The organism is Streptosporangium sp. NPDC001681, from assembly GCF_040298085.1.
In the GTDB taxonomy this organism is placed as follows: Bacteria; Actinomycetota; Actinomycetes; order Streptosporangiales; family Streptosporangiaceae; genus Streptosporangium.
This window is the reverse complement of sequence record NZ_JBEOZN010000004.1, coordinates 18,204-43,219: the sequence shown is the minus strand read 5'-3', so window position 1 is coordinate 43,219 and position 25,016 is coordinate 18,204. Positions and strand designations below refer to the sequence as shown.

The 25,016-nt window shown below is 70.9% G+C and carries 19 protein-coding genes; 9 read left to right on the top strand and 10 right to left on the bottom strand.

Translation table 11 applies throughout. The annotated features are described in order from the left end of the window. Positions 1 to 40: 40 nt before the first annotated feature. The 3 genes from ABT130_RS02620 to ABT130_RS02610 all read right to left on the bottom strand — a co-directional run bounded on the left by ABT130_RS02620 (position 41) and on the right by ABT130_RS02610 (position 5,023). The gene (locus tag ABT130_RS02620; protein WP_350912798.1) at positions 41 to 808 is read right to left on the bottom strand and encodes an ABC transporter ATP-binding protein; all 768 of its coding nucleotides are present in this window, start codon (positions 806 to 808) and stop codon (positions 41 to 43) included. 1 nt (position 809) lies between these two features. After that, positions 810 to 3,536, bottom strand: coding sequence for an ABC transporter permease subunit (locus ABT130_RS02615; protein ID WP_350952219.1), 2,727 nt, complete (start codon positions 3,534 to 3,536; stop codon positions 810 to 812). Positions 3,537 to 3,766: 230 nt separating this feature from the next. After that, positions 3,767 to 5,023 (bottom strand): ABC transporter substrate-binding protein, encoded by a 1,257-nt coding sequence (locus ABT130_RS02610; RefSeq protein ID WP_350952217.1) that lies wholly within the window; start codon positions 5,021 to 5,023, stop codon positions 3,767 to 3,769. A gap of 259 nt (positions 5,024 to 5,282) precedes the next feature. On the opposite strand from ABT130_RS02610, the gene ABT130_RS02605 reads away from it, so the two are divergent. After that, on the top strand, positions 5,283 to 6,386 hold the full coding sequence (locus ABT130_RS02605; protein ID WP_350912792.1) for an alcohol dehydrogenase catalytic domain-containing protein: 1,104 nt from the start codon (positions 5,283 to 5,285) through the stop codon (positions 6,384 to 6,386). A 41-nt stretch (positions 6,387 to 6,427) separates the two neighbouring features. Here ABT130_RS02605 and ABT130_RS02600 read toward each other — a convergent pair whose 3' ends face one another. After that, positions 6,428 to 8,662, bottom strand: coding sequence for an MMPL family transporter (locus ABT130_RS02600; RefSeq protein WP_350952216.1), 2,235 nt, complete (start codon positions 8,660 to 8,662; stop codon positions 6,428 to 6,430). A gap of 126 nt (positions 8,663 to 8,788) precedes the next feature. Between ABT130_RS02600 and ABT130_RS02595 the strand changes: the two genes are divergently transcribed. After that, positions 8,789 to 9,322, top strand: coding sequence for a TetR/AcrR family transcriptional regulator (locus ABT130_RS02595; protein ID WP_350952214.1), 534 nt, complete (start codon positions 8,789 to 8,791; stop codon positions 9,320 to 9,322). A 93-nt stretch (positions 9,323 to 9,415) separates the two neighbouring features. Here ABT130_RS02595 and ABT130_RS02590 read toward each other — a convergent pair whose 3' ends face one another. Together ABT130_RS02590 and ABT130_RS02585 are read right to left on the bottom strand one after the other, a co-directional pair. Beyond that, the gene (locus ABT130_RS02590; protein ID WP_350952212.1) at positions 9,416 to 11,464 is read right to left on the bottom strand and encodes a protein kinase domain-containing protein; all 2,049 of its coding nucleotides are present in this window, start codon (positions 11,462 to 11,464) and stop codon (positions 9,416 to 9,418) included. A gap of 284 nt (positions 11,465 to 11,748) precedes the next feature. Then, positions 11,749 to 12,597: an LLM class F420-dependent oxidoreductase gene (locus ABT130_RS02585; protein WP_350952210.1), complete on the bottom strand. Its 849-nt coding sequence runs from the start codon at positions 12,595 to 12,597 to the stop codon at positions 11,749 to 11,751. Positions 12,598 to 12,852: 255 nt separating this feature from the next. Here ABT130_RS02585 and ABT130_RS02580 point away from each other — a divergent pair, with 255 nt between their 5' ends. From ABT130_RS02580 to ABT130_RS02560, 5 genes are all read left to right on the top strand, one after another. After that, entirely contained in the window at positions 12,853 to 13,644 is a 792-nt protein-coding gene (locus ABT130_RS02580; protein ID WP_350912782.1) for an alpha/beta fold hydrolase, read from the top strand. After that, positions 13,641 to 14,891, top strand: coding sequence for an LLM class flavin-dependent oxidoreductase (locus ABT130_RS02575; protein WP_350952208.1), 1,251 nt, complete (start codon positions 13,641 to 13,643; stop codon positions 14,889 to 14,891). The genes ABT130_RS02580 and ABT130_RS02575 overlap by 4 nt, the downstream gene beginning before the upstream one ends. Positions 14,892 to 15,051: 160 nt before the next feature. Next, positions 15,052 to 15,933 carry a TIGR03619 family F420-dependent LLM class oxidoreductase gene (locus tag ABT130_RS02570; protein WP_350912778.1) on the top strand — a complete coding sequence of 294 codons (882 nt, stop codon included), beginning with the start codon at positions 15,052 to 15,054 and terminating at the stop codon, positions 15,931 to 15,933. Between the two features lie 136 nt (positions 15,934 to 16,069). Further along, positions 16,070 to 16,894, top strand: coding sequence for a HipA family kinase (locus ABT130_RS02565; RefSeq protein WP_350912776.1), 825 nt, complete (start codon positions 16,070 to 16,072; stop codon positions 16,892 to 16,894). Next, positions 16,891 to 17,268, top strand: coding sequence for a DUF3037 domain-containing protein (locus ABT130_RS02560; protein ID WP_350912774.1), 378 nt, complete (start codon positions 16,891 to 16,893; stop codon positions 17,266 to 17,268). The genes ABT130_RS02565 and ABT130_RS02560 overlap by 4 nt, the downstream gene beginning before the upstream one ends. Before the next feature lie 136 nt (positions 17,269 to 17,404). Here the strand turns inward: ABT130_RS02560 and ABT130_RS02555 are convergent, their stop codons facing one another. From ABT130_RS02555 to dxr, 4 genes are all read right to left on the bottom strand, one after another. After that, a complete protein-coding gene (locus tag ABT130_RS02555; protein WP_350952367.1) occupies positions 17,405 to 18,247 on the bottom strand; it encodes a GNAT family N-acetyltransferase in 843 nt (280 codons plus the stop codon). A 67-nt stretch (positions 18,248 to 18,314) separates the two neighbouring features. Beyond that, entirely contained in the window at positions 18,315 to 19,925 is a 1,611-nt protein-coding gene (locus ABT130_RS02550; protein WP_350952206.1) for an alpha/beta hydrolase, read from the bottom strand. 288 nt (positions 19,926 to 20,213) lie between these two features. Next, entirely contained in the window at positions 20,214 to 21,380 is a 1,167-nt protein-coding gene (gene ispG, locus ABT130_RS02545) for a flavodoxin-dependent (E)-4-hydroxy-3-methylbut-2-enyl-diphosphate synthase (RefSeq protein WP_350912770.1), read from the bottom strand. Between the two features lie 35 nt (positions 21,381 to 21,415). Then, complete coding sequence (gene dxr, locus ABT130_RS02540) at positions 21,416 to 22,600, bottom strand: 1-deoxy-D-xylulose-5-phosphate reductoisomerase (RefSeq protein ID WP_350912768.1); 1,185 nt, start codon at positions 22,598 to 22,600, stop codon at positions 21,416 to 21,418. Between the two features lie 193 nt (positions 22,601 to 22,793). Here dxr and ABT130_RS02535 point away from each other — a divergent pair, with 193 nt between their 5' ends. Together ABT130_RS02535 and ABT130_RS02530 are read left to right on the top strand one after the other, a co-directional pair. After that, positions 22,794 to 23,879 (top strand): trypsin-like serine peptidase, encoded by a 1,086-nt coding sequence (locus tag ABT130_RS02535; RefSeq protein WP_350952204.1) that lies wholly within the window; start codon positions 22,794 to 22,796, stop codon positions 23,877 to 23,879. Between the two features lie 78 nt (positions 23,880 to 23,957). Next, entirely contained in the window at positions 23,958 to 25,004 is a 1,047-nt protein-coding gene (locus tag ABT130_RS02530) for a trypsin-like serine peptidase (RefSeq protein ID WP_350952202.1), read from the top strand. The last annotated feature ends 12 nt before the right edge of the window (positions 25,005 to 25,016 follow it).

Genomic DNA, 25,016 nt, shown 5'->3' with positions numbered 1-25,016 from the left:
CCCCGATCGCCCCGGAATCTCACGCGCGCGGAGAACGAGGTCAGCCGAGATAGGCGGCACGGACCACGGGATCCTCGCGGATCTCGGCGGGAGCGCCCGAGGCGATGACGCGGCCGAGGTCGAGGACGACGAGACGGTCACAGGTGTCCATCACGAATCCCATGTCATGTTCGACCAGCAGGATCGTCGTCTCCAACGCCCCGATGACCTCCTCGATGCGAGCGGTCTGGTCGGCGTCCAGACCGGACGTGGGCTCGTCGAGCAGCAGGAGCGACGGCGCGTCCGCGAGGGCGCGGGCCAGCTCGACCAGGCGTCGCGACCCGGCGGGAAGTGCCGCCGCGTAGGCGTCGCGCAGCCCGTTCAGCCCGCAGAGCTCCAGCACCTCGTCCACCCGCTCCCCGCGTGCCCGCTCCAGGTTCCGGCGTCCCCGCCAGCCGACCAGGTCGGCCGGGAGCCCACCTCCCCCGCCCCTCCACTCCATCGCGGCCAGCACGTTGTCCGCCACGGTCAGCCGGCCGAACACCTGGGTCCGCTGGAAGGTACGGCGCAGTCCGGCACGCGCCCGCCGCACCGCCGGGATCCCCGTGCTCTCGCGGCCCATCACCGAGACGGAACCCGAGGTCGGCCGGCGCAGTCCGGAGATCACGTCGAACAGCGTGGTCTTACCCGCCCCGTTGGGCCCGATCACCCCGCAGACCTGGCCCGCCGGCACCTCGAAGGAGACGTCGGTGAGCGCGTGGACGCCCCCGAAGGAGACCGACACGGCCTCGACCCGCAGCGCCGCGCTCATCGCCACCCCGTCTCTCATGTCACGACACCCCCAGATAGGCGGCGGTGAGCCTGGCGCCGTCCACCTCGGCCCGAGGGCCGGTCCAGGTGACCCTGCCCAGGCGCATGAACGCGACGGTGTCGGCGAGTTCGAGCACCGAGGTGGCCTTCTCCTCCACCAGGAGCAGCGCGACGCCGCGCTCGCGCAGCTCGGCGAAGACCTCGAAGACCTGCTCGACGACGAGCGGTGCCAGGCCGAGCGAGGGCTCGTCGGCGATCAGTACCCGAGGCGGCCTGACCAGAGCGGGAGCCAGGGTGAGCAGCTGCTGCTCACCGCCGGAGAGTGCCCCGGCGGCAAGCCCCCGGCGCCTGGCGAGTTGCGGCAGCCGCTCGTAGACGGGACCGGGATCGGCGAGCCAGGTCCGCAGATTCTCGTCCACGGTCAGCCCGGGGAAGACACCGCGCCCCTCGGGTGCGAGCAGCACGCCTTCCCGCGCGCGGCGGTGGGCGGGCCAGGAGGTCACGTCGACCCCGTCCAGGACCACCCGCCCCGCCGTCACCCGGAGATCCCCCGCGGCGACCGCGCAGGTGGTGGACTTGCCCGCGCCGTTCGCGCCGAGCAGCGCCACCACCTCTCCCGGCCGTACCGCGAGGTCCACCCCGCGCAGCACCGTGACGTCCCCGTACCCGGCGACCACGCCCTCCAGCCGGAACAGCGCGTCCTCGGCGGCGGGTGCCCGCGGCGGCGCGGTGACCGGACGGTGGCCGGTCCCGTTCATCGCCTTCGGCTCCGGAGCGGGCCCCGCGCTCTCGTCCCCCTCGCGCGGGGGTGTCTCGCGTTGGAGGGCCGCGGCGCGGTCACCGCGCGTGCGGCGGCGGTGGCGGGCCTCGCCCAGCTGGGCGAGCACCCCGTCCGGATGCCTGGCCAGGATCATCCCGCCGGCCCCGAAGAGGATCGCCCCGACGTGCGCGGAGACGTGCCACCCGGCCAGCAGCTCGGGGAAGATCGCGGCGATCAGCCCGCCGAGCACCGCGCCGCCGATCCTGCGGACGCCCTGCAGGACGACCACGGCCAGCCAGACGAAACCCGAGAAGGCCGGCAGGTCGGTGGCCGTCACCGAGCCCTTGGAGATCGCGAACAGCACTCCGCCCAGCCCCGCGATCCCGGAGGCCAGGGCAAAGAGCATGATCTTGGTACGGGGTGCCGAGATGCCGGAGGTGGTCGCGGCGGCGGGCGCGGAGCGGACCGCCAGGACCGCCCGGCCCGAGGCCGACCGTTCCAGGTTCCGCACCAGGAGCCCGACCAGCCCGATCAGGGCCAGCAGCAGCAGGACCCGTACCCGGGGGTCGGTGGTGTCGGCGAACCCCAGTCCGAGGGCGGGCAGCGGCCAGCCGATCGTGCCGTTGCTGAACTCGTCGATCTGGAAGAGCACCTGGTCGGCGAGGAGGGCGAGGGCGAGCGTGGCCAGGGTGAGAATCCGGCCGCCCAGCCGGAGGGCGGGCAGCGCGACGAGCACGCCGACCGCTGTCGCGCCGAGCACCCCCAGCAGGATCGCCACCGGTAGGGGCAGGCCGGAGGAGAACGCCCAGCCGCAGGTGAGCGCGGCCATCGAGGCGAAGGACGCCTGCGCGAGGTTGACCATGCCGCCGATGCCGGTGACGACCACGAACGAGCAGAAGATCAGCGCGAGGACGAGCCCCTGGGCCACCACGCTCACGTAGAAGTCATCGGCCGGGCGGGTGAGGGTCCAGGCCAGCAGCGCGATCAGGCCGAGCGCCCACGGCAGGCGCCGCCGCCACGGCGGCAGGTCGGCCAGGTGGTCGGGCGGCGGCGCGTCCTCGGCGGCGGACCCCGCGATGCGGCCCCTGGACCGGTTGAGCAGGATCAGCCCGACGAACAGCAGGATCACCGGTACCGCCGTGCGCAGTCCGGTGACGTCCTCGGCGAAGTCCGCGTACCCCGCGACCAGGTTCTGCACCACGCCGAGCCCGAGCCCGGCCGCGAACGTCCACGGGATCGACCGGAGCCGGCCGAACACCGCGGCCGTCGCCGAGACGAACAGCATCACGGTGAACGCGGTGGAATCCAGGCCCAGGGTCGAGACCGCCAGCACCCCGGCGAGCCCGGCGAGTGTCGAGCTGAGCGTCCAGGCCATGGCCGAGGAGGCGTCGACGTCGATCCCGCGCAGGGTGGCCAGCCCGCGGCAGTCCACCGAGGCGCGCATTCTCAGGCCGTACGGCGTGTGCCGCATGAAGGCCCACAGCCCCGCGGCGGCCAGCACCGCGAAGGCGAAGGTGATGAGCTGGTCGGAGTCGAGGTGGACGCCGCCGAAGGCGTAGGTGACCGCCGGGTAGGGGCCCAGGCCGCGCGGCAGCGAGGTCGCGTCGGCACGTGGCAGCCCGAGCGGCTCGGCGACCAGGTCGACCACCAGCAGCCCGAGTGCCGGGAGCGCGATCGTCAGGCCGATGGTCCCGACGATCTGCGCCGTCTCCCCCGCCTGGGCGAGGCCGCGGAACATGACCCTGTGCAGCAGGTATCCGAGCAGCGGTGCGAAGAGCGCCACCGCGACCACCCCGGCCGCCCAGGCGGGCAGCCCGAGGCCCACGTTGAGTTCGAAGTACAGCAGCGCGGCCAGGAACCCGATGGCCCCGTGGGCGAAGTTGAACACGCCCGTCGCCGCGTAGGACAGGGTCAGCCCCGAGGCCATGACCGCGAAGACGGCTCCGGTGACGAGGCCGCTGAGAATGTAACCAACAAGCTCGGACATAAGGGCCTTCACCCCGGAATTTCGCGCCTGGTTGCTGACTGCTCACGGGTGTGACCCGTTCGCCTGCGGGATCGGTACGACCGGCCTTCGCGCGGGCCGGAGCCGCTCCCCGAAGAGGACGACGGTCGGATGGTGGGGTTGACGGGTGAGGGTCGGCGGGGCAGCCGGAGGTGCCCCCGGCTCGCCGCTCACGTGGCCCGCCAGACGCGTGAGCGGCAAGCCCGCGCCCGCTATTTCAGCGGGACGTTGTCGAAGCACTTCATGTTCTTGGCCACCTTGAAGGCGCCCCCCTCCAGCTTGACCAGGGCGCCGCAGCCGTTGGGCTCGGTATGGTCCCGGGGATAGCGGATCCGGCCGAAGCCGGGATTCTCGTAGTCGAAGGAGCCGTTGGCCGCGGCCAGGAACCTCTCCCTGGTCAGTTCCTTGCCGGTCTGCTCCAGGATCTTGAGGAAGATGTCGGCCGCCCAGTAGCCGATGGCCAGATGCTGGGTGAGCTGAGTCCCCGGCGCGGCCTTCTCCACGTCCGCCTTGAGCTGCGCGATCTCCGGGGCCTGCGACTCGAAGGGCTCGAACATGGGGGCCGCGATCACGCCTTCGAGCGCCTGGGCGATCGCCGGGTCCGCCAGGATCGCGGCGTCGTAGCTGGTCGCGTCGGAGATCAGGCCCTGGTAGCCGGCCTTCTTCAGCGCGCCGTACAGGCCGACGTTGAACTTGGTGCCGGCGATGATCGAGACCACCAGGTCCGGCGGCCCGCCGCCGTCGGAGGTCATGATCTTGTTGATGTACGGGAGCCAGTCGGGCGGCGGGGCCGCGGCGGGCAGACCCGAGTTGAGGCCGACCAGTTTGAAGCCCGCGGCCTCGAAGGACTGCGAGATGGTCTTGCCCCCGTACTTGCTGCCGCTGGAGTCACTCGTCTGGATGTAGACGCTCTTGCCCGCCGAGCCGCCGATGAGCTCGGCCATCTGGTTGCCCCACCAGGTCTGCGAGCCCGCGCCCGGCTGCGGCGCCAGGCAGCCGTTGTAGCCGAAGCCCGTCTTCGTGCCGCACCACTGCGGCCCGGTGGCCCAGCCGAACCACGGCACGCCCTGCTGCTCCAGGAAGGTCGCGCCGCCGAAGTTGGGCGCGTGCACGGGGACCAGCGCGAACACCCTGTCCTTCTGGACCAGCTTCTTGGCCGCCGCATCCCCCTTGGCCGCGTCCTGGTTGTCGTCCTCGGCCCCGATGAACTCGATGGTGCGTCCGTGCACGCCGCCGGCCTCGTTCGCGCGCTGGAACCTGGCTCTGGCCCCGATCTCCGCGTCCTTGGTGGAGTAGCCGCTCGCGCTGGTCTTGGTGAGCACGCCGCCCACCTTGACCGTCGTGGCGGTCACCCCCGCCGCCCCCTCGGAGCCACCGCCCCCCGCGGCCTTCTGCTCGGCCGCGCAGCCGCCTGCGGCGAGCGCCGCCGCGGCCACCAGGCCGATGAGTCGCACTGCCTGCCGTCTCATAGGTCGCTCCCTGCCGTGCCGTGCCGTGCGGCGCGCGCTCGACGCAATTTGGCCTAGCGCTCGCTTGGTTTCGTCAGCGTAGATTTGGCATCCGGGGGTGTCAATGGAAGATCACCACACCCCCCACACGGGCCACTCGACCACCTGGAAGGCGGAGCGGTGCCCCGACAGGGTGGATAACCAAGCAATTGCTTGCTTATAATGCCGCTCCGGGCCGACGTGCGGAGCGCACGGGGCCCTCGGCTCGACGGGAGCGGACATGTTGATGCGTGCGGCCGTACTCACCGGGTTCGGCACGGCGCTGGAGGTACGCGAGGTCGAGATCGCCGACCCGGGACCCGGCGAGGTGCGGGTGCGGATCAAGGCGTCCGGCGTCTGCGGGTCCGACATCAAGGCGCTGGACGGCAAGAGCCCGGTGGTGCGACGGCTCCCCTTCGTACTCGGCCACGAGAGCGCCGGGATCGTGGAGAGCACCGGAGCCGGGGTGACCGGCGTCAGACCCGGTGACCATGTGATCATCGCGATGAACGGCGCCTGCGGGCGCTGCCGCAACTGCGGCGCCGGCCGGTTCCACCTGTGCGGCGGCCCCGCCAGGATGGCGGCCATCATGGGCACGATGCGCGACGGCGGTACCCGGATCACCGTGGACGGCGACGGCGCCAGGACGATGATCGGCATCGGCTCGTTCGCCGAGTACGCCGTGGTCAACGAGGCGATGTGCGTGAAGATCGCAAAAGACGCGCCGTTCGACACCATGTGCCTGCTGGCCTGCGGGGTGATCACCGGCGTCGGCGCGGTGCTGAACGTCGCGCAGGTCACCCCCGGCTCCAGCGTGCTGGTGGTCGGCTGCGGCGGGGTCGGGCTGAACGTCGTCCAGGGCGCCGCGCTGGCCGGAGCCACCACCATCGTCGCCGCGGACGTGGCCGAACAGAAGCTGAAGCTGGCCGAGGAGTTCGGCGCCACCCACACGATCCTCGTCACCGACCTGCCCAAGCAGGTGGGCGAGATCGTCAGGGGCGGCGTGGACTACGCCTTCGACGTGACCGGCGTGGCCGGCGTGCTCGGCGCCGCCCTCGCCTCCACCCAGCCCGGCGGCACGACGGTGATGGTCGGCAGCCCGCCGCAGGGCGAGCCGCTCAGTGTCGAGCCGGGCCTGCTGTTCGCCTCCAGACGCCTGATGGGCACCCAGGGCGGCGACGCCGCCCCGATCAGGGACCTGCCCATGCTCGCCGAGCAGTACCTGCGCGGCCGCCTCGACCTCGATCGCCTGGTCAGCGAGCGCCTCCCGCTGGAGGAGATCAACGAGGCGATCCGGCACGTCCGCGAGGGGGCGGTGGCCCGCAGCGTCATCGTCTTCGACTGACCGCCGCCCTCGTGCACGGCCTCCCCGGTCGCCGCTTCGGCTCAGCCGCGACCCGCGCCGACGAGTTCCCTGCTCGGCTCCTCGATCTCCTCGTCCTCCTCCTGCCCCTCGACGGAGAGGTTGGGCAGGAGACGGTCCAGCCAGGCGGGGCACCACCAGTTGAACCTGCCGAGCAGGACCATGGTCGCCGGGACCAGCAGCCCCCTGATGATCGTGGCGTCCACCGCGATGGCCACCGCCAGGCCGACACCGAAGATCTTTACCATCGGGTCGGGGTAGGCGACGAACGCGACGAAGACCGAGACCATGATCAGAGCGGCGGAAGTGATCACCCGGCCGGTCGACCCCAGCCCCTCGGCCACCGCCCTGCGGTTGTCGCCGTGCCTCAGGTACGCCTGCCGCACGGCGGTGAGCAGGAAGACCTCGTAGTCCATCGACAGGCCGAACAGGATCGCGAACAGCATCAGCGGGATGTAGCTGTCGATCGGCACGGTGAAGAAGAGCGTGCTCAGATAGGAGGCGTCCACGTTGACCGGCGGGTCCATGCCGACCAGGCCACTGCCCAACCCCAGGGAGAAGACCAGCGAGAGCGCGCCGAACGCGGCGCCGAGCGAGACCAGGTTCATCACCGCGGCCTTGAGCGCGACGACCGGCGAGCGGAACGCCAGGAGCAGCAACAACGCGCTCAGCAGGACCACGACGCCGACGACCAGCGGGGTACGCCCGGCGATCTTGGAGTTGGCGTCGGCCATGCCCGCGACCTCACCGCCCACGTGCACCTTGGCTCCGTTGAGCTCGATCGCGCGGACCGCCTTGACCACCTCCAGCGCCCGGGGGTCGCTGGGAGCGTAGTCGGGGATCGCCTGCACCAGGGCCGCCGTACCGCGCTCGTTGAGAACCGGGTCGCCGACATGGGCCACCCCTTCGACGTCCGCGACGCGATCCTTCAGGTTCTGCAATATGGCCGGGACGGGCTTCCGGTCGACGACCGGGGTCTCCAGATCCGCCACCACGACGAGCGGGCCGTTCATGCCGGGTCCGAACCCGGCCTGCAGCAGTTCGTAGGAGCGCCGCGCGTCGGTGCCGCGATCGCCGTAGCCGTTGTCGAGCGTGCCCAGCTTGAGTCCCAGGGCGGGGGCGGCGAGCGCTCCCAGGAGCACGACGCTGAGCGCGAGCACGCTCCAGGGACGCCTGGCCACCCAGTTGCCCAGCGAGGCCCAGCCGGAGGAGCCGTGGCTGCCCCGGCGCCCCATGAACGGCAGGCGGAACGCGTTGACCCGGTGGCCGAGCATCCCGAGCAGCGCGGGGACCAGCGTGACGGCGGTGAGCACCGCGCAGACCACCGAGATGCCGGTGATCCAGCCGAGCGTCTGCAGCATGGGGAAGTCGGCGAGCATGAGCGCGCTGAGCGCGATGATCACCGTGCCGCCGGCGAACACCACCGCACCGCCGGAGCTGGCGACCACCCGGCGGATCGCCTCGTGGACGGGCACACCGTCGGCCAGCAGCTTGCGGTGCCTGCTGAGCAGGAAGAGCGCGTAGTCGATGCCGACGCCGAGGCCGATCATCGTCGCCAGGATCGGCGCCTGCTTGGGCACGTCCACCAGGTGACCGAGCAGGCCGATCGTGCCGAGCCCGGTCGCGATGCTGACCAGCGCGACGAAGATCGGGATCATCGCGGCGACCAGGGTGCCGAACGCGAACAGCAGGACCAGCAGCGCGCAGATCACTCCGATGATCTCGCTCGTCCCGGTCTTGATCTCCTTGTTCGCCGGGCTCGACGAGCCGGCGGGCACGACCTCCAGGCCCGCCGCCCGCGCGGGCTCGGCCGCCTCGACGAGGAGCTTGGCGGTCTCGGCCGTCTTGGTGGTGTCGTGCCCCTCAAGCTTGACCGCGATGAAACCGATCTCCAGGCTGGGCGCGATCCCGCCCGTCCGGGAGGGAGGGGTCACCTCCACCACGTGCGGGACCTTGCGGATCTGCTCCGCGGCACGTTCCACCGCGCTCTTCCTCGGCTCGGCGATGAGGGAGCCACCGGGAGAGTAAAGGACGAGCTGGACCGAACCACCCATCTCGTAACCGGGGCCGAAGCCGTCCTTCAGCAGGTCCATCGCCCGCTGGGCGTCGGTGCCGGGGAGGCTGGTGTCGTTGGTGGCCGGTCCGGGGAACAGCACCGAGCCCGCCATCAGCAGTGCCGCGACGACGACCCACAGCGCCAGCACCGCCTTGCCATGCCGCGCGCACCAACTCCCCAGCCGCCCCAGCAAACCAGACATTCGGTGACCGCCCTATTAAAGTCTGAAATGTGCCTGAAACGCCGTACTGTACGGCCGTACAGAACCTACGATACGAGAGTAGGCGCGCAAACTGGGAAATACTCCCAATAGCGTGGGATTGAGACGATGACCACACTTGAACATGGACACGACACGCGCCGCCGGATCCTCGACGCCGCTCGCCGGTTGTTCGCCGAGCGCGGCTATGCGGCGACCTCGCTGGCCGACATCGCCGCGGCCGTCGGCCTGACGAAGACCGCCGTCGCCTACCACTTCCATCCCAAGGACCGGCTGGCCACCGAGCTGCTCGCCCCCGCCGCCGAGGACATCATGGTCCTGATCGAGAGCGACTTCGACGACGACCGCGCCTTCGTCGAGGCTCTGGTGACCTTCGTGGTCAGGTACCGGGCGATCATCCGGCTGATCATGGAGGACATCGGCGGCGCCGACGATGCGCCACCCGGCTCCCCCGGCGAGATCATCCGTGCCTTCCGTGACGAGATCTACCACCGGCTGGCCGGACCCGACCCCGATCCCGACCGCCGGGTCTGGGCCTGGGCCCTGCTGGGGTCGCTCCAGTACGGGGTGGTCAAGACGATCGACCTCCCCCAGGAGGACGTCAGGAAGGCCCTGCTGGCCACCGTCCTGGCCGCCATCTGACCGCTACCCCGCCGCCCCGCGAACACCACACCCGAGTTCCCCGCTCCCCCGCGGGCGCCCATCGCCCCGGCCCGCCGCCGTACCGGGACGCCGTCATCCCGACGGGGCCGCCTCCCCGGGCACCGGATCCGGCGAGTCGGGAGGATCGGGAGGCGCGGTGGTCTCCCCCGGACCGTGGCTCGGCCCCGGACCAGGCCCCGGGCCGGGCCCGCTCTGGCCCGCCACACCGACCGTGATCACGACCGTCGCGCCCGGCCGGGCACAGGTGCCCGGCGCCACGCTCTGCGCCAGCACCACACCGTCCTGAGCGTCGTCGGTGACCAGCCGCGCCCGGGTCCGTACCGCGAAACCCGCCCCGCCGAGCGTGTTCGAGGCATCGGCCGCGCTCTGGCCGGTGATCGACGGCACCGGAACGCCGTACCTGGAGATGACGAGCGCCACCACGCTGCCCGGCGAGACGCGCTTGCCCGCACCGGGGGTGCTCGCCAGCACCCGCCCGGCCGGCTGGTCCGAGCAGCGCGTACTCACCCCTCCGGCGACCAGCCCGGCCTGGGTAAGCGCCGCCTGGGCGGCACTCCTGGCGAGGCCGACCAGCGTGGGCACCTGGATCCCCGCGGAGACCTCCAGGTTGACCTTGCCCTTCCTCGGCAGTGTGGTCCCCGCCACCGGGTTGCTCGCGAGCACCTCCCCGACCGGCCGGTCGGAGTTGACCTCCTGGACGGTCCCGGCGACCAGCCCGGCCTGTTCGATCAGGCGCACCGCCCCGGAACGGTCCAGCCCGACGAGGGCCGGCACGACCGTCGTGACCTCGGACGGTGGCAGCGGGGAGGATCTGACACCCTCCGCGCGCGGCGGCTTGGCCGGATTCGTCGGGAGTGGCCTGACCGGCGGGCTCGTCCTGCTCGGCTGCGGCGCCGTCTCGACCTGGGGACTGCTCTCCACCACCGGCACCGCCGGCGGTACCGCCGCGCCTTTCGGGGTGACACCGCTCAGTGCCGGGACCAGCACCCCCACCAGCACCGCGGCGCTCACCAGCAGCGCCCCGGAGACCGCCATCGACGCCCTGGTGGCCGCCCGCCCCGGGTGAGTGCGGGGCTCGTCGAAGTCCTCGCCTTCGGTGAAGTGCCCGCGCCCACCGGACATCGCCCGCCAGGCGGACCCGGAGGTGCGCGACCTCCCCGCGAGGCCCGGCACATCGAAGGAACCGGGCGTATCCGAGGAATCAGCGGGATCGGACACGCCGGACGGGTCTGAGACGTCAGGCTCGCCGGAGCCGGCCCGCAGGGCGAGACCGCCGGGCACCGGAGGGGTCCGGGAGTCGAGCACCGACCTGTGCCCGTCGTTGCCGAGCAGCGCGAGCAGCAGCTCCCGGCTGCTGGGACGGTTACCGGGATTCTTGTCCAGGCAGTCGACCACCAGCGCGCCGAGCAGCCCGTCGAGGCGCCCCAGCTGCGGGGCCGCGGTGAGGATCCGGTTCAGGACCGCCGCGATCGAGTCCTGGCCGAAGGGCGCCTGGGCGTTGGCCGCGAAACATATCGTGGCGCCCCAGGCGAAGACGTCGGCCGCCGGGTTGATCTCGGCGCCCTCCACCTGCTCGGGCGCCATGTAGGCCGGAGTACCCGCACCGCGCCCGCTCTGGGTGGCCGCCGCGTCCAGCGCCCTGGCCAGCCCGAAGTCGATGACCCTCGGCCCGTCCGGACCGAGCAGCACGTTCTGCGGTTTGAAGTCGCGGTGCACGATCCCGGCCCGGTGGATGGCCGCGAGCGCGGTGGCCGTGCCGATGGCCAGACGCTCCAGCCGGCCTCCCTCGCGGGGCCCGCTGACCGCGACCTCGCGGTGGAGCGACGGGCCGTCGACGTACTCGCTGACGATGTAGGGCCGGTCGCCGTCCAGCCCGGCGTCGATCATCTGGGCCGTGCAGAACCGGGCCACCTGCTTCGCCAGCTCGACCTCGCGCAGGAAGATCTCAGGGTTCTCCCCCACCGAGCCGTGCAGAAGCTTGACCGCGTAGGGCTCTGATCCGGTGTCGGGGCGCACCCCGACATAGACCACTCCCTGGCCTCCCTCTCCGAGCCGCCCGATGATCTCGTACTCACCGAGCGCCGCCGGATCCCCCGTTCTGAGCGGCTGCGCATACGGCACGCGAGCCTCCCCTCGCCGCCACCCTTCTCACTCAAGAAGAAGCATCGCCGACAGTCAACGGGCAGACAGGTCTTCTCTCCCTCACCGTGATATTCATGTGATGCTCAGGTCAGGGCAAGTCCCGACACACCTCCCGAATCGCCAACGCCCAGCACAGAGCCGGTGCCGGGCCGGCCATCCGGTACGGCCCGCGGGGCCAGGCCCCGGCGCGTCATTCCCCGGAGTCGGCGACCTGAACGGGTCCACGACCTCGTGCCCACCGGGAATGCCCGGACTGCGGCCGGTCAGCGGAGGAAGGCCGTGTACTCGTCGAGGATGGGGAGGATCTGGTCGGCCTCGGCGCTGGGAAGGCTGAGTACGACCTCCTCGATGCCCAGTTCGGAGTAGTAGTCGAGTTTCTCCGCGTTGGGGAGCGTGCCGAAGGGGATGACCTTGGCCATCTCGCGTTCCGCCTTGTCGCAGGCTTCGCGCAGGGCGGGGAGGGCGGCCCTGATCCCCCGGCCGCCGATCGGCATCCAGCCGTCGGCGTACTCGGCGACGTGGGCGAAGAGCTTGGGGCCCGCGGCCCCGCCCACGTAGACGGGGGGACCGGAGATCGGCTTGGGCCAGGACCAGGAGGGCTCGAAGCCGACGTGGCGGCCGTCGAAACCGGCCTCCTCCCGGCTCCACAGGGCCTTCATCGCCAGCATGTGCTCGCGGGCCACGTCGCGGCGGGAGCGGAAACCCTGCGGGCCGAGGTGATCCTCGACCTCCTCGACGTTCCAGCCGAACCCGATGCCGAGCACCACCCGGCCGCCGGAGAGGTGGTCGAGGGTGGCGACGGCCTTGGCGGTGACCAGGGGTTCGCGCTGGGCGACGAGCATGATGCCGGTGCCGAGGGTGATCTCGCTCGTCACGGCGGCGGCGTGGGAGAGCGCGACGAGCGGGTCGAGCGTGCGCCGGTACTCCTCGGGGAGCACCGCCTGTCCCGCGGCCGGGGGCGTACGGCGGGAGATGGGGATGTGCGTGTGCTCCGGCAGGTAGAGGGAGGCGAACCCGCGCTCCTCGGCCGCCCCGGCCAGTTCGGAGACCGGCATGGACCGGTCGGTGGCGAACATCGTGACACCCAGCCGCATCAGCGCCTCCGTCTTCACGCCCGGACCTTCGACGGACGTCTCGCCTCTCGGCCGGACACCCCGTCTTCGCCGGACATTCTGTCCCGTATCCCAGCCGTCCGCCCAGGTTGCCGGGGGGAACGCCCCGGCCAAGCGGACCCGCTTGGTTAACCAAGCGATTGCTCGTTTATCATCCCTAGGGTAGCTTGCTCACGTCACCAAAGACGAGGCGTTCACCGGGCACGGCTGAGCACCGCGGCCGGCGGACACGGCAATCCTCACGGGAGGACGCTGATGGCGTTCACGGATCTGGGCGACGTCCGGCTGTTCCACACCGACGACGGCTCCGGCGACACGACGCTGCTGCTCGTCCACGGTCTGGGCGCCGACTCCCACGAGTGGGTCCACCACATTCCCACCCTCGCCAGGGACCATCGGGTGATCGCGGTGGACATGCGCGGGCACGGCTACTCCTCCGCGCCCGAGGAGGGCAACACCCCCCGGCGGATGGCGGACGACCTCGCCGGGCTCTGCGCGGCCCTGGGCGTGGAGTCCTGTGTCGCCATCGGCCACTCGATGGGCGGCCAGATCGTCTCCCACCTCGCCGTGGAGTATCCCTCGCTGGTCAGGGCGCTGGTCACGGTCGATCCCGGCTACGGCTTCGCGGGGGCGCTGAGCGAATACCTCCCCACCCTGATCGAGCAGATGCGCGAGGACGTCGTGGGGGTCTCACTGCGCAACGACGAGTGGACCCAGACCGCCGCCACGCCCGAGTGGCTGCGCGAGTGGCACCGGCGCCGGATCCTCGCCACTCCTCCGCACGTACTGCTCCAGGCGTTCGAGGCGATGTTCGGCGGTCCGGACGCGCTCGGCCTGCGCCCCAACTCCGACGAATACCTCGCGCGCCGGACCTGCCCGGTGCTCACCTTCTGGTTCGACCCCTCCCAGGCGACCTGGGAGGCCGGACTGTTCAAGAACCCGCACTCCAAGGCGGTCACCTGGGAGGGCAGCGGTCACCGGCTGCACGAGGAACGTCCGGGCGAGTTCCTCATCGTCGTCACCAACTGGCTAAGGAGCCTGCCGTGAAGTTCTCGTTGATGCTCAACCCGCAGATCCCCGGCTCGGGCTACAGCCAGGAGGAGAACGCGAAGGCCAGGAGGCCGATCGGGCGCGACACCGAGTCGTACCAGAGGCTGCTGGACGAGGTGCGCGAGATCGCCGTCCACGCCGACCAGATCGGTTTCGACGCGTTGATGATGACCGAGCACCACTTCCACTCCGAGGGTTTCGAGTTCTCGGTCAACCCGCTGATGTTCCTCACCGACCTGGCGGCCAGGACCGAGCGCATCCTGCTCGCCCCGCTCGGCCTGGTGCTGCCCGCCTGGGACCCGATCAGGGCGGCCGAGGACGTGGCCCTGCTCGACCAGTTCAGCAAGGGCCGGCTCCGGCTCGGCGTGGCCCGCGGCTACCAGAACCGCTGGATGAACGTGCTGGGGCAGCGCTGGCACGCCTCGGCCGCCAGGTCCGACGGGTCGAACTCCGACAACCGCAACTTCGACGTGTTCGGCGAGGTGCTGAACATCATGAAGATGGCGTGGACCCAGGAGACGCTCCGCTACAAGTCCGACGTGCTCGACTACGAGGTCCCCTCGCCCTTCGACGGGATCGAGGGCTGGCCCGCGCAGGAGTGGACCAGGGCCTTCGGCGCCCCGGGCGAGCTCGACGACGACGGGAAGATCCAGGCGATCTCGGTCTGCCCCCGGCCGTACCAGAACCCCCACCCGGAACTGTGGCAGCCGTTCACCATCTCCGACCGCTCGGTGGTCAGGGCGGCGCAGGAGGACATCCTGCCGTGGATGTTCACCCCGAACCCTGACGACCACGCCGCCAAGGCCAGGCTCTACCAGGAGGAGTCGGCCAAGTGCGGCCGTGACTACAAGCTGGGCGAGCACACCGGCATCCTCAAGATCGTAGGAATGGCCGACACCAAGGAGGAGGCCATCGCCACCTATGGCAAGAGCATGCAGAAGGACTTCGCCGCCTTCTTCGGGCCGTTCGGCTACCTGGAGGTCCTGCGTAAGAAGGAGGACGACAGGCACCAGCCGATCAGCCCCGAGAAGGGCGACTTCAAGCGCATGAACGAGGTCGAGATGGCCCTGCTCGGCGGTCCCGACGACGTCAAGCGCGGCATCCAGCGCATGCTCGACCGGATGCCGGACCTGGAGTGGTTCGGCCTGTTCATGCAGGGGCAGCAGGGCGTCCTGCCCCTCGACACCGTCAAGCGCAACCTGGAGCTGTTCGCCACCAAGGTCATCCCCGAGTTCTCCGACTGACCTTTCGCTGATCCGGCCCTCCAGAGGTCCCCACCCTCCGGGAAATCCCCGTCGGGAATCCCGGTGGGAAGTAAGGACAGGGACGGCACCCGCAGACGTCCCCCGGCTCCCCCGGGGGACATCTATCGAAATTTCAGCATTTCGGAGCCCGGGAGGATCCGTGCAGTTCTGGCTTGGAGCGTCATTCGTCGAGACCGGCCAGTTCGTCGAACTGGCCAGGGCCGCGGAGCGGTGCGGCATTCACACGCTCACCCTGTCGGACCACATCTTCTATGCCGATTTCGAGTCGCCCTATCCCTATTCCAGAACCGGCGCCCCCCGCTGGAACGCCGGGACGCACTGGCCGGACGTGTGGGTGACGATCGGCGCGATGGCCGCCGTCACCACCACCCTGCGTTTCGCGCCAAACGTCTACATCGCCCCGGCCCGTGATCTGTTCACCGTCGCCAAGCAGGTCTCCACGGCCGCGGTCCTGTCCGGGAACCGGGTGACCTTCGGCGTCGGCGTCGGCTGGTGCAAGGAGGAGTTCGTCCAGACAGGCCAGGACTTCCACACCCGGGGACGCAGGCTGGACGAGATGATCCCGGCCCTGCGCGAACTCTGGGCCGGCGGCACCGTCACCCACCACGGCACCCACTACGACTACGGCCCGCTCTCGATCTCCCCCGTACCCTCCGTGCCCGTGCCGTTCTTCGTCGGCGGCGACAGCGAGGCGGCGCTGCGCCGCGCGGCCAGGACGGGCGACGGCTGGATGGGCAACCGGATCTACACCGAGGAGCAGCTCGACCCGGTCCTCGCCGACCTGCGGCGCTACCTCAAGGAGTACGGCAGGGCGGAAGACGCCCTGCAGATCATCGCGCCGCTCGCGGTCATGCCCGACGCCGCCACCTACCGCCGCTTCGCCGACAAGGGGGTGACCGGAACGATGGCCGCGCCCTGGTGGCTCGCCACCCCCGAGGAGAAGGCCGGGTACGGCGAGGGCATCGAGCTCAAGATAGCCACCATGGAGCGCTTCGCCGAGGAGGTCGTCTCGAAGATGTGACGCCTCGCCCGACACGGCACGGCCCCGTATCGGGCCGCGGTGGTGATCACCGCGCCGAACCGGCACAGTGTGCCCCGGCCGGGCCCGCGTGCCGGGTGGCCGGTCGCCCGGCGGCCCGAGCCGATAGCCTGGCCGGGTGCTCGAAAAGATCAAAGCCACCCGTTACGTGACGCCCCTGCGGGAGGGCGGCTCGCTCCCCGGGGTCATGGAGGCGGACGACCTCGGCACGCACGTCGTGAAGTTCCGCGGCGCCGGCCAGGGCCGCCGGGTCCTGGTGGCGGAGATCGTGTCCGCCGGGCTGGCCCGGCGTCTCGGCTTCCGCACGCCCGAGCTGAAGGTGATCGACGTCGATCCACAGCTCGGCGCCCGCGAGCCGGACGAGGAGATCCAGGACCTGCTCAAGGCCAGCGAGGGCAACAACCTGGCCGTCGACTTCCTGCCGGGCGCGCTGGGCTTCGAGCCGCTGGCCTGGCCTCCAGAGCCCGGTTTCGCCTCCCGCCTGCTCTGGTTCGACGCGCTGATCCACAACGTCGACCGGAGCTGGCGCAACCCGAACCTGCTCCTGTGGCACGGCGACACCTGGCTGATCGACCACGGCGCCGCGCTCTGGTTCCACCACAACTGGCCCTCGGCCGACCCGCTGCGCGGCTTCGACGCGCGCGACCATGTGATGGCCCCCTTCGCCACCCGGATGTCCGAGGCCGACGCCGAGTTCAGCGAGAGGATCACCAGGGACCTGCTCGACGGGGTGGTGGACGAGGTTCCCGACGAGTGGCTGGAGAACGAGCCGGGGTTCGACGGGGCGCAGGCCGTGCGGCAGGCGTACGTCGAGCACCTGCTGACCCGCGCCCAGGGCCCGCGCACCTGGCTGCCGGCCCCCTCGGCCGCCTCCGGCCAGGACTCGGCGGCTCAGCAGGGAAAGCCCGGCTCGGTGGGCGCGTTCTGGAAGGACACCCGGTGAAGGACGTCTACGAGTACGCGATCATCCGGGTCATCCCCCGGGTGGAGCGCGGCGAGCTGATCAACGCCGGCGTGCTGCTCTACTGCCAGCCACGCGGCTACCTGTGCGCCCGCGTGGAACTGGACGAGGCACGCCTGCGCGCCCTCGACCCCCAGGTGGACCTCGACGGCGTACGGCACGCGCTCGACGTCTACCGGCGCTCCTGCGGCGGCGACGAGGGACCACTGACCGAGGAGCCGTTGGGCAGCCGGTTCCGCTGGCTGACCGCCCCGCGCAGCACGATCGTGCAGACGGGCCCGGTCCACGCCGGTCTCACCGCCGACCCGGAGGCGGAGCTGGAGCACCTCGTGACCTGCCTGGTCCGCAGCCCCTGAGCCGAGCCCGGAAAGCGGCTCGGGCATCCGGACACGAGTGAGCGTCCGGTCGTCCAGGCGCACGGTCTCGACCTCGATCCGCCGGTGGCCGAGTCGCTCGAAGACCGGCGATCCGCCCGGAGCGGCGGGACGCCGGTCAGAAGAGCACGGACATGAAGGTGCCGACCTCGACGAAACCGGCCCTGCGGTAGGCGGCCCTGGCCGGGGCGTTGTAGTCGTTGACGTACAGCGAGACCACCGGCGCGAAGTAGTCGAGCGCGTGCTTGACCACCGCGGCCATCCCTGACACCGCGTGGCCGCGGCCACGCAGGTCGGGGTGGACCCAGACGCCCTGGATCTGGCAGGCGTGCGGCGTCACCGCGCCGATCTCGGCCTTGAAGACGACCCTGCCCCCCTCGATGCGGGCGTACGACCTGCCGATCCTGATCAGCTCGGCGACCCGGGACCGGTAGAGGGCTCCGCCGTCCCCCAGCTCAGGGGAGACGCCCACCTCCTCGGTGAACATCGCCACGCAGGCCGGCAGCAGGACGTCGAACTCGTCGGGCCGGACCCGCCGCACCAGCGGGTCGGCCGGGAGCGGCGACGGCTCCGTGGTCACCATGAGCGGCTGCGCCCAGCGGATCGCACGGGCGGCTCCCCAGTGCGGCTCCAGCCGCTCCCAGAGCACCTCGACCGCGTCGGCCGGGCCGACGATCGAGGAACAGCGGCGGCCCTGCTTGCGTGCGCGTTCGGCGAAGGCGTAGACGGCGTCGGTACCGGCGTTGACCGGAACCAGGTTCGCCCCGGCGTAACAGAGGGAGGTCAGGCCACCGCGCGGCCCGAACCCCCACATCTGGCCACCGAGTCTGGCCGGATTGAGCCCGACAGAACGGACCCTGGAGGCGACGAAAACGTTACCGACGGGGTCGATGTCGAGAAGCGCCAGGACCTCGTCTCGATCGTTGTCGTCGAGCACGCGCGACGCCGTTGTACGCAGCATCACATGCTCAGCCTACGCGACCCCCTCGATTTTGGCAGGAACCAACACAGAGCATCTCATCTACCTGCTAGATCGTCCTTCCCCCCGGGTGCCCGGCGGGCACCCGGACGGGCGAGGGTCCGATCACCGGCACGGGCACCGGCAGCGGCAGGCCGGGGCAACGGGCGTCCGGGCCGCCGGAGTCCCGCCGTGCTCCACCGGGGAGGGTGCCGTCCCGCAGGTAGGCGGCCAGGCGACGGTCGACGCAGGCGTTCCCGTTGAGCGAGATCCCGTGGTTGCCACCGGGCACGGCCAGCAGCCGGGAGCCGCGGAGCAGGGTACGCATCCGCAGCGCCCCCGTGTACGGGGTGGCGGCGTCACGCTCGCCCTGGATCAGCATGACCGGTGGCAGCATGGTGCTGTCGTGCACCCGCACGGGGGTGCCTCCCTGCACGGGCCAGAACGCGCACGGCGCGTTGTACCAGGCGTTGGGCCAGGTGAGGAAGGGTGCTCTGGCGTTGGCCCTGGTCATGTCCGTCCGCCAGCGTGTCCAGTCGCGCGGCCAGACGGCGTCGCTGCACTGCACCGCCAGGTAGACGGCGTAGTTGTTCTCGTCCTTGGCGTCGTTCTCCGCGTGCTTGCGGTAGGCGTTGAGCAGGAGTGCCGTCTCCCCCTTCTTGACGTAGGCGGAGAAGGCCTTGGCCAGCTGCGGCCAGACGGCGTCGGAGTAGCCGCCGACGGTGTAGAGGTCGTCGAGCTCGCTCGGGCCGATCACTTCCGCCGCGGGGTGGCCGCCCAACCGGGTACGCATGGCGTCCCAGGCGAAGGAGACGGCCCTCTCGGTGGTGCCCAGCCGGTAGACCGGATTGTGACGGGCGATCCAGCTGAGGAATTCCCGGTGCCTGCTCTGGAAGGCGATGCTCTGGCTCAGGTTCGAGCGGTACCAGATACCGCGCGGATCCACCACGCTGTCCAGGACGAGCCGCCTGAGCCGACCGGGAAAGAGCGTCGCGTAGACCGCGCCCAGGTAGGTCCCGTACGAGTAGCCCAGGAAGCTGATCTTCGACTCGCCGAGCGCCTCCCTGATCAGGTCCATGTCCCTGGCGGAGTTCTCCGTGGTCATGTGGGGCAGCATCCAGCCCCACCGGACGCCGCACGCCTGGGCGTACTCGCGGGCCCGGTCGATGAGCACGCTCTCGTCCCGCCTGGTGACCGGCACCTGGTCGGGACGGGGCGGCTTGTAGTACTCCACGGGATCGACACAGCTCAGCGCCGGCTCGCTGGCCCCCACCCCGCGCGGGTCGAAACCGATCACGTCGAACCGGTCGGCCAGGCCGCCGGGAAGCCCTGCCACGACGCCCTTGACCAGATCGCGACCGGACGCCCCGGGACCGCCTGGATTGACCAGCAGCGCACCGAGACGGTCGTGGGTGGCCCTCCCCCTGATCCGGTTCAGGGCGATGTTGATGGTCTGGTACGGGTTGTCGTAGTCGAGCGGCACACTCAGCGTGGCGCACTCCATCCGGCTGTCCGCCCACTGCCCGGGAACGGACGGCATCACCCCGGGCACCGAGGTCCCGCCCTCGCAGGGCCCCCAGACCAGCCCCTCCCTGCCCTGGGCCACCGCCCCCTGCGGCACTCCCACCGCGGCTGCCAGCATCGCGATGCTCGCGGCAATCCCGACGACCCTCTTCTTCACTATGCGGTCCCCCTACTCGTACGGCAGAGGCGATGGTCTCCCGGAGGTGGCGCGATTCACCCGGGACACAACCGGATATCTAGCAAAGTGTAGTCAGATGATTGCTAAGTGTAATGATCCCAGGTCGGACGGCGCCACCAGGTGGGCCAGCAGAACGCTGCAAACGGCCACGGAGGCTACGGAGACCGGAAAACGGAAATCTCCGGCGGAGAGCACCCCGCAAAAGGTGCGCCCCCGGCGGCGAGAGAGCGACCGGGGGGCGGACAGGTGCGGGAAGCGGGACGGTGCCTAGCCGACGACGACCTGGGGGCCCGTGACGTCGTCGTCGAGGTCGACCTCCACGCCCATCTGCTCGGCGAGGCGCAGCGCCTCCTCGATCAGGGTCTCCACGATCTGCGACTCGGGAACGGTCTTGATGACCTCGCCCTTGACGAAGATCTGGCCCTTGCCGTTGCCGGAGGCGACACCGAGGTCGGCCTCGCGGGCCTCACCGGGGCCGTTGACGACGCACCCCATCACCGCGACGCGGAGCGGGACCTTCAGCCCCTCCAACCCCGCCTGGACCTGCTCGGCCAGGGTGTAGACGTCGACCTGGGCGCGCCCGCAGGAGGGGCAGGAGACGATCTCCAGGCCGCGCTCGCGCAGGTTGAGCGACTCCAGGATCTGGTTGCCGACCTTGACCTCCTCGACCGGCGGGGCGGACAGCGACACGCGGATGGTGTCGCCGATCCCCTCGGCGAGCAGGGCCCCGAAGGCGACGGCGGACTTGACCGTGCCCTGGAAGGCCGGGCCCGCCTCGGTGACACCGAGGTGGAGCGGATAGTCGCACCGGGCGGCGAGCAGGCGGTATGCCTGGACCATCACGACCGGGTCGTTGTGCTTGACGGAGATCTTGATGTCGCGGAAGCCGTGCTCCTCGAAGAGCGAGCACTCCCAGAGCGCCGACTCCACCAGCGCCTCGGGGGTGGCCTTGCCGTACTTCTGGAGCAGGCGGGGGTCGAGCGAGCCGGCGTTGACGCCGATCCTGATCGGCACGCCGCGGTCGGCGGCGGCCCGCGCGATCTCACCGACCTTGTCGTCGAACTTCTTGATGTTGCCGGGGTTGACCCGGACCGCCGCGCAGCCCGCCTCGATCGCGGCGAAGACGTACTTCGGCTGGAAGTGGATGTCGGCGATCACCGGGATCTGCGACTTCCTGGCGATGGTCGGCAGCGCGTCGGCGTCGTCCTGCGAGGGGACCGCGACCCGGACGATCTGGCAGCCCGAGGCGGTCAGCTCGGCGATCTGCTGGAGCGTCGCGTTGACGTCGGCGGTGACCGTGGTGGTCATCGACTGGACGGAGACCGGCGCGTCCCCGCCCACGGGGACGGAGCCGACCATGATCTGACGAGATATGCGTCGCTCGGCGATCGGCCTGGTCCTTACGGACGGGATTCCGAGAGCAACAGAAGTCATTTTCAGCCCTTGAAGAGTCGACGACGCTCACCAGTCTAGGCAGTCCCGGTGAGCTCCCGTGCCCTTATCCGTGCCCAGGAGTCGGCATCGAGCACCTCGGCCACCGATCCGGCCTCGGTGACGGTGTGCTCGGAGACCACCGAGGCCACGGTGTCGACGATGCCGAGGAAGGGCAGCCGACCGGCCAGGAACGCCTCGACGCAGACCTCGTTGGCGGCGTTGTAGACGGCCGGTGCCGTGCCGCCGGCCGCGCCGACGTGGCGGGCCAGCGCGACGGCGGGGAAGGCTCCGTCGTCGAGCGGCTCGAACGTCCAGGTGTGGGCGGCGGTCCAGTCGACGCCGGGCGCGGCGTCGGCGACCCGCTCGGGCCAGCCGAGGGCCAGCGCGATGGGCAGGCGCATGTCGGGCGGGCTGGCCTGGGCGATGGTCGAGCCGTCGACGAACTCGACCATCGAGTGGATGACCGACTGCGGGTGGACCACGACGTCGATGCGCTCGAAGCCGATGTCGAAGAGCAGGTGCGCCTCGATGACCTCCAGCCCCTTGTTGACGAGCGTGGCGGAGTTCACCGTGATCACCGGTCCCATCGACCAGGTGGGGTGGGCGAGTGCCTGCTCGGGGGTCACCTCCGCGAGGTCCGCGCGCGACCTGCCGCGGAAGGGCCCGCCGCTCGCGGTGACGACCAGGCGCCGCACGGCGGAGGCGTCGGGGCCGGTGGGACCCGCCGCCCACAGGCACTGGGCCAGCGCGGCGTGCTCGGAGTCGACCGGGATCAGCTGGCCCGGCTTGGCCAGGCGCTTGACCAGCGGCCCTCCGACGATCAGCGACTCCTTGTTGGCGAGCGCGAGCGCCCGGCCGGCCTCCAGCGCGGCCAGCGTGGAGGTCAGCCCCAGCGCGCCGGTGATGCCGTTGAGCACGACGTCGGCGGGCCAGGAGGCGGCCTCCGCCACCCCTTCCTGACCGGCCAGCACCCGCGCGTCCACCCCGCGCGCGGCCAGGGCCTCGCGCAGTTCCGGCACCGCGGCGGGATCGGCGACGGCGATCACGTCGGGCCTGAACTCGGCCGCCTGCCGGGCCAGCAGGTCGATCCGGCCACCGTAGGCGGCCAGCGCGACCACCCGGAACCGGCCGGGGTTGCGGGCGATGACGTCAAGGGACTGGGTCCCGATGGACCCGGTCGAGCCGAGCAGGACGACGGAGCGGACGGTGTCTGGCTGCACCGTCCCATTCTCCCGGCTCGGGCCGCGCTGTCGAATCGGCCTCATCCACACGGAAATCTGTTAGACGTGAAACACGCGATAAAAGGCGATATTTAAGTCCGAATTCCGTCATATCAATAGCTGTAAATCTTGAGAAATACGCACGTACGGCGCACTAGCTTCCCGGAACAGCAACGGGCCTCGGGAGGTACATATGCGACGCACAGCACGACTCATCCCCCTTCTCACCGCGGTCGCGGGAAGCACTCTGCTCACCGCGACGATCGCGCACGGCGCCACGGGCACGGGTGCGGGCGGCCCGGGTACGGGCGGGGGCGTCACCGCGACGCGGGCCGTCCCCCAGCCGGTCGAGAAGGAGGCGGCCGACACCAAGGCGGAGCAGCGGACCGTCCAGCGCTACTGGACGGAGGCGAAGATGGAGGCGGCACAGCCGCTCGCCACCCTCATCCCGGAGAAGGAAGGTGCCCGCCTCACCTCGGCGGCGATCGCGGCGCAGGCCGCGGCCGACCCCGTCTCCATCCCCGCGACCACGCCGGACGGCGAGGCCGTCCCGGCCACCGGCATGGCCGCCAAGGGCACGGCGGCCGTCCGCGCCTCCACCGGCGCGCCGTGGACCCGCGGCGGGGCGATCGCCAAGACCACCGGCCGCGTCTTCTTCACCTACCAGGGCCGCAACGCCTCGTGCTCGGCGAACGCGGTGACGAGTGAGAACAGGAGCACCGTGATCACCGCGGGGCACTGCGTGCGGATGGGCGGGGCCTTCCACAGCAACTGGGTGTTCGTCCCGGGATACGAGAACGGCAACCGGCCCTACGGCACATGGGTGGCGACCACGCTCTACACCACCCCGCAGTGGAACAACACCGAGGACATCAACTACGACGTGGCCTCGGCCGTGGTGGCCCCGCTGAACGGCAGGTCGCTGACCGACGTGGTCGGCGGCCAGGGCGTCTCCTTCAACCAGTCGCGCCGGGCGCAGATGCACTCCTTCGGCTACCCGGCGGCCGGTCCCTACGACGGTTCCAAGCTGGTCTACTGCGCCGGACGGGCCTTCGACGACTTCCTGATGTCCCGCGACATCGGGTTGAACTGCAACATGACCGGCGGGTCGAGCGGCGGTCCCTGGTTCCTCGGCTTCAACGAGAGCACCGGCCTGGGCACCCTGAACTCGGTGAACAGCTTCAAGTACGACTTCGCCTCCGGCTGGATGTTCGGCCCGTACTTCGGCACCGACGCGCAGGCCGTCTACGAGGCCGCCCAGACAACCGGCGCCCCCTGAGACTCACCGGGCCCTCGACGCCCCCGAATACCCTAAAGTAATCGCAGAAACACTCTCCGTAGTGCAAACTCGGGCCTCATGACCTCAAGCCTCCCCCTGCTTGCGGCCGCCCCGCTCGTCGCCGGGCTGCTGGGCGTCCCGACGACCGGCGTGACGGCCATCCGGCAGACGGCCGCCGAGTCCGGGCAGCGGATCGCGAACGCCCCCGTCCCCCTTCTCACCGCGAAAGTCGCGACGTCCGGCATGCCGGACGTCGTCGAGCACACGATCGCTCCAACCGCGTCGGAGCGAAAGCGCGTGCTCGGCTACTGGACCCCCCGCCGGATGGCCTCGGCGCTCCCCGTCGACCGGCTCTCGAAGGCCGGCGGGTTGCTCGGGCGGCTCTTCGCCCGAGCCGGCCGGGGGGTCGCCCCCCACCGGAGCCCGAACGGCGCCGCCGCACGCACCTCCGGCACCCGCTGGACCTCCGGCGGGATGGTCGAACGCACCACGGGGCGGGTGTTCCTGACCATCAAGGGCAGTGACTTCGTGTGCTCGGCGAGTTCGGTCAGGAGTGCCAACAGGGATCTGGTCGTGACCGCCGGCCACTGCGTCAAGGACGGCGCCGGCGCCTGGGCCGACAACTGGACCTTCGTCCCCGGCTACTCCCAGGGCCGCCGCCCGTACGGGCAGTACACCGCGCGCCGCATGTTCGTCGCGGGTCCCTGGTCGCGCGGCGGCGACGACAGCCACGACATCGGCATGGTGGCGGTCAACACCAGTGACGGCAAGCACCTCGGCGACGCCGTCGGCGGTCAGCAGATCGCTTTCGGCATCCCCAGAGGGCGCCCCGCCAGTGGTTTCGGCTTCCCCGCCGACTCGCCCTACGACGGCGAGCACCTGGTCTACTGCGCGGGCACGCTCCGCGACGACCCGAACGGGCAGACCGGCGACCAGGGGATGCGCTGCGACATGACCGCCGGATCCAGCGGGGGCCCGTGGCTGAGCGGCTTCGACCCCTCCACCGGCCGCGGCACGATCGTCTCGGTCAGCAGTTTCAAATACAGCGACGACCACCGCACCATGTACGGCCCCTACTTCGGCGACTCGGCCAGGGAGCTCTACGCCATGGCCGCAACGTCATGACAATCGAGGCGG

Bases quoted from the DNA above. Each gene is read 5' to 3' on its own strand.
- ABT130_RS02555 (WP_350952367.1), bottom strand. From the start codon at position 18,247: ATGCTGCGTACAACGGCGTCGCGCGTGCTCGACGACAACGATCGAGAC.
- ABT130_RS02615 (WP_350952219.1), bottom strand. From the start codon at position 3,536: ATGTCCGAGCTTGTTGGTTACATTCTCAGCGGCCTCGTCACCGGAGCC.
- ABT130_RS02595 (WP_350952214.1), top strand. From the start codon at position 8,789: ATGACCACACTTGAACATGGACACGACACGCGCCGCCGGATCCTCGAC.
- ABT130_RS02600 (WP_350952216.1), bottom strand. From the start codon at position 8,662: ATGTCTGGTTTGCTGGGGCGGCTGGGGAGTTGGTGCGCGCGGCATGGC.
- ABT130_RS02605 (WP_350912792.1), top strand. From the start codon at position 5,283: ATGTTGATGCGTGCGGCCGTACTCACCGGGTTCGGCACGGCGCTGGAG.
- ABT130_RS02580 (WP_350912782.1), top strand. From the start codon at position 12,853: ATGGCGTTCACGGATCTGGGCGACGTCCGGCTGTTCCACACCGACGAC.
- ABT130_RS02535 (WP_350952204.1), top strand. From the start codon at position 22,794: ATGCGACGCACAGCACGACTCATCCCCCTTCTCACCGCGGTCGCGGGA.
- ispG (WP_350912770.1), bottom strand. From the start codon at position 21,380: ATGACTTCTGTTGCTCTCGGAATCCCGTCCGTAAGGACCAGGCCGATC.
- ABT130_RS02610 (WP_350952217.1), bottom strand. From the start codon at position 5,023: ATGAGACGGCAGGCAGTGCGACTCATCGGCCTGGTGGCCGCGGCGGCG.
- ABT130_RS02530 (WP_350952202.1), top strand. From the start codon at position 23,958: ATGACCTCAAGCCTCCCCCTGCTTGCGGCCGCCCCGCTCGTCGCCGGG.
- ABT130_RS02620 (WP_350912798.1), bottom strand. From the start codon at position 808: ATGAGAGACGGGGTGGCGATGAGCGCGGCGCTGCGGGTCGAGGCCGTG.